The organism is Caballeronia calidae, assembly GCF_900044055.2.
Lineage (GTDB): Bacteria > Pseudomonadota > Gammaproteobacteria > Burkholderiales > Burkholderiaceae > Caballeronia > Caballeronia calidae.
In genome coordinates this window covers 1-3375 of sequence record NZ_FCOX02000202.1, presented here as the reverse complement: position 1 = coordinate 3375, position 3375 = coordinate 1, and the positions used below count along the sequence as shown (strand labels likewise).

At 59.1% G+C, this 3375-nt stretch carries 3 protein-coding genes; 2 read left to right on the top strand and 1 reads right to left on the bottom strand.

Going from position 1 to position 3375, the window contains the following annotated elements; all coding sequences use genetic code 11:
• The first annotated feature begins 460 nt into the window (after positions 1-460).
• Both AWB78_RS41915 and AWB78_RS41910 read left to right on the top strand, forming a co-directional pair.
• Positions 461-1915 (top strand): sensor domain-containing diguanylate cyclase, encoded by a 1455-nt coding sequence (locus tag AWB78_RS41915; protein ID WP_232478123.1) that lies wholly within the window; start codon positions 461-463, stop codon positions 1913-1915.
• 72 nt (positions 1916-1987) lie between these two features.
• The gene (locus tag AWB78_RS41910; protein ID WP_062613123.1) at positions 1988-3178 is read left to right on the top strand and encodes a chromate transporter; all 1191 of its coding nucleotides are present in this window, start codon (positions 1988-1990) and stop codon (positions 3176-3178) included.
• Position 3179: 1 nt separating this feature from the next.
• Here AWB78_RS41910 and AWB78_RS49090 read toward each other — a convergent pair.
• On the bottom strand, positions 3180-3375 hold a 196-nt coding region (locus AWB78_RS49090; protein WP_232478122.1), incomplete at its 5' end, for a hypothetical protein.

Sequence of the window (3375 nt, the reverse complement as noted above, 5' to 3'; positions counted from 1 at the left end):
CCACCTCGAAATTGGTGGACACCTATGCTCCTCGCTCCAGTCGATCACCGCCAGACGTCAAAGATGGACGGCTTACGCACGATGTTATGCGCGCATTGGCAGCCCGAGCATGAAGCGTCGCAGTGAGGGTGGCAGAAAATCTGCCGCTTGTTTGGTCGCACTTTGGCATAGGAAAGCCCTGCGCGAGCTTCAATCCCCGTACGCTCAGAATGTGGCGTGAGGCTAGGCACGGCGACAGGCGAAGCCACATGGGCGGCCACCGCACCCATTTCGGCAAAATGCTCGTGCATTGCCGAATCTTCGCGGCTGAGTCCTCCCCGGGCACAAAATTCGGGACAGAAGGTAATATCCGAAGTTGCTGCGAACAAGCGAAGAGTCCGTACAGATGACAATAAGGCAAGCGAGCCGCACTGGCCAGCCGACCCGCGGCGTCTTGGAGAAGCTGTCAACATCGCTGCTCATGATGACGGCCTGCGGCGCGCTGATTTCGATCGTGATGGTCGGGTTATGCGTACTGGTACTGTATCAAAGCCGTCAGGATGCGCGGGACCGTGCTCGAGATGCATTGCGTGACCTGGCGCTCATTGCGGAGCGCGACATCGAGCGTAATCTCGAGCTGTATGACCTGTCGTTGCAGGCGGTCGTTGACGGGCTGCAGGACAGGGATGTGATGGCCCTGACGCCGCGTCTGCGCAGGGAATTACTGTTTGACCGGGCAGCAAGCGCGCGGTTTCTCGGCGCCTTTCTGGTGCTCGACGAGAGCGGAAACGTCGTGCTCGATTCGGCCAGCGATCTGCCCCGCAGCCGCAATCTGGGCGATAAACCGTGGTTTGTCATCCATCGTGTTCGTCCGGAAGTGGGCCTGTACATGAGCGATCCTTACTACTCAAGACTGCGCGGCGACACGCCGAGTATTGCGTTGAGCCGGCGCATTTCGCACCCGGATGGATCGTTTGCGGGCGTGGTAATGCTCTCGGTTAATCTCGAATATTTCCATCACCTTTTCGCAGGTCTTTCGCTCGGCGCCCACGGCTCGCTTTCGCTGATTGGCCGCGATGGTGTTATGGTCATGCGCCAGCCGTACGATGCAAAAATTCCTGGACGCAGCATCCAGGGTGCGAGTACCTTCCGTCATTTTATGGCAGCCGCCGAAGGCAGCTTCAGTGACACCGCATCGATTGACGGTGTCGACCGTCTGTACTGGTTCCGGAATTTCCCGCACCTACCGCTGATTATCATGGCTGCAGCAGGCGAGCAGGATATCTATGCCACGTGGCGTCGCCGCGCCCTGACGATAGGTTCGCTGATGGGGTTATTGGGATCGGCATTTATCGGTCTGTCCGCCATGCTGGGAATCCAATTACGACAGCGGGCGCTCGCCGAAGGCGAACTTCAGCGCCTGGCGGTCACGGATAGCCTGACAGGACTGGCCAACCGTCATCGCCTGGGCGAAGTGCTAGACGAGGAGTGGCGTCGCGCCAAATGCTTGCGCAGAGTACTCTCGCTGCTGTTCGTCGATATCGACCGGTTCAAGAGCTATAACGACTTGTATGGTCATCCCGCCGGAGACGACGTGCTCGTTCATGTGGCGAGGTGCATCACCAATGGCATTCGTCGTCCGGCAGATACGGCGGCCCGTTACGGCGGTGAGGAATTCGTCGTCGTGCTGCCGGACACGTCGGCGGCCGGCGCTGCTGAAATAGCTGAACGGATCCGGAGCGCGATCTATGCATGTGGAATCGAACACGAGGGCAGTGAATATGGATGCGTGACTGCCAGCATCGGCATGGTGAGCTGGGATCCCGGCATGAACGGAGAACTCAATGCTGCGATCAGGGCCGCTGACGAAGCGCTCTACGACGCGAAGGCAGCGGGCCGTAACCGCGTGTCTGCCGCTGCGACCAGTGCGTTATAAAAGTTGTAGATGTCATGCGTCTGCAATGCAGAAGTGCCCGGTTCGAACCTTATTGACGGATAGACGACTACCTTGAGCGAGCCGCAGACGACTGCACTGGTTCCGATATGGAAACTATTTCGGACGGTATTTATCCTTTCGGCGCTGTCGTGGGGTGGGCTTGCGCTGATGGCTCAACTTGAACATCACTATGTCGAGCGCGAGGGGCGACTGACGCGCCTTGCCTATTCCGATCTTGTTGCTCTTGCTTGGATGGTGCCCGGACCGGTCGGCTGCAACGTCGCCGTGCAGCTCGGCTATGTGCTGCGTGGCCGTGTAGGTGCATGGGCGAGCGGTATCGCAAGCGTGCTGCCTTTTTTTATCCCAATGACCCTTTTCGCCGCTTTTTATCGCACATCGTTTGTCCATGCGGCGAGCGCGGCGATGCTGTTGAACCATCTTCGGGTCGTCCTGGCAATGTTGATCGCCGTGACCTGGTACCGGCAGATCCGGACACTCGTGCGCGGCTGGCTCGACGGGATAGCGGCTGCGATAGGTTGCGTCGCGCTTTTGCATGCCCATAGCCCGATTGCCTATGTGGTGATGCTAGGCGGTGCTTTTCTGGTCGGCTGGCTTGCAGGTTCACACGAGCAGGGATCGCTGGAGATTGCCTGGCAGCGGGGCGACCGTGTTCTGCTGGCCGGGCTTAGCCTCCTGGTTGTCATGTTTGGCATTCCACTGCCGCCCCCCTACGATGTCAGGCTGATATGGCTGCGTCTCGGCGGGGCTGGGCTGACCTTGTTCGGTGGCGGCTTCTCTGCGTTGCCGGTCCTGAAAACGCTGTTCGTTACGCCAGCTACGGCGATCACCGAAAACGACTTCACGCTGGGTTTTGCCCTCTCGCCGGTCGCCCCCGGGCCGTTGCTGAATGTCGTTCCTTTCTTCGGCTATCTGGCCGGGCTCTGGCCCGGTGCGTTGATGGCAACCCTCGCGTTGTTTGCGCCATCCGGGTGTCTGGTCGTACTCGCGCAGCGGCACCTGAGACAGGTTGCGTTACATCCTCGCTTCGGGCGCGGCATGCGCGCGCTGCGATCGATGACAACCGCTTTTCTCGCTGTCGCGGTGCTGAAAATTGGCTATCAAGCGCCATGGCAGCCGGACTATCTCCTGACGGCAATCTTCGCGCTGCTGTGCTTTGCGACGCGGAAAGTGCCGGTATATGCCGTCTACGGAACTGTTGCTTTCCTCTGTATCGCATGGATGCTTCTGTGGCCACACGGCTAGTCTATGCCTTTCCAGGCGTTGGCGTGAAATCGCTGAGTGGAACTCCCTCCAGGTATTGATATTTCCATAAAAGATGACAACCGATTCGATGCTGGTGCGTTGTATCTCTGAGGGATTGATTGGAGATGCATGCCATGGCAAAGAAGCCGATGGACGAGGCAACCAAGAAGCGCTTGCGGGCCGCCCGCATGCTTACG

What these genes read in the sequence shown, in the direction of transcription:
- AWB78_RS41915 (WP_232478123.1), top strand. Translation starts at nt 461, where the DNA reads ATGATGACGGCCTGCGGCGCGCTGATTTCGATCGTGATGGTCGGGTTA.